A 758-nucleotide genomic window follows, 5' to 3' on the forward strand; every position below is an offset into this window, starting at 1 on the left:
AGCCGCCGCCGGCCAGCAGGTCCGCCACCGCATCCGCCATGGGGCCGGGCGGGAAGCGGTCCGCCACCGCCCGCGCCGCCGCGATGCGCGGCAGCAGGGCCGGCGGCAGCACCGCGTAGCCGATGCGCAGGCCGGGAAAGAGCGTCTTGGAAAAGGTGCCGAGATAGATGACGCGGGCTTCCGCATCGATGCCGGCCAGGGCCGTCAGCGGCGGGCCGGCGTAGCGGAATTCGCTGTCGTAGTCGTCCTCCAGCACCCAGGCGCCGGCCTGCCGCGCCCAGTCCAGCAGCGCCAGGCGCCGCGCCATGCTCATGGTGACGCCGGTGGGGAACTGATGGGAGGGGGTGACATAGGCCAGCCGCGCCGCCGGTGCCCGCCGCCGGCCCGCCGCCACGTCCAGCCCGGCGGCATCCACCGGCACCGGCACGGGGCGGGCACCGGCGGCCTCGAAGGTGCGGCGGGCGGCGGGGTAGCCGGGGTCTTCCATCCAGAGGGCGTCGCCTGGTTGCAGCAGGGTCTCGGCGCAAAGGCGCAGCGCCTGCTGCGTGCCGCTGGTGACCAGCACCTGGCTGGCGTCGCAGGCGATGCCGCGCGTGGCGGCCAGATGCGCGGCCACGGCCTCGCGTAGCGCCGGGCTGCCACGCGGGTCGCCATAGCCGAAATGCGCCGGATCCGGCGCGGCGAGGCGGCGGCGCAGGGCGCGGGAGAGCTGGTTGAGCAGCAGCGGGTCCGGATGCGTGCGGCCCAGCGCGAAGGCG

At 76.3% G+C, this 758-nt stretch carries 1 protein-coding gene; it reads right to left on the reverse strand.

Annotation, left to right across the window (positions count from 1 at the left end; genetic code table 11):
• Positions 1-758: aminotransferase-like domain-containing protein (locus tag IBL25_RS26450; protein ID WP_187781389.1), on the reverse strand; the 758-nt coding region annotated here is incomplete at both ends.

Origin of the sequence: Pseudoroseomonas ludipueritiae (genome assembly GCF_014490445.1) — a bacterium.
Classification (GTDB): Bacteria; Pseudomonadota; Alphaproteobacteria; order Acetobacterales; family Acetobacteraceae; genus Pseudoroseomonas; species Pseudoroseomonas ludipueritiae.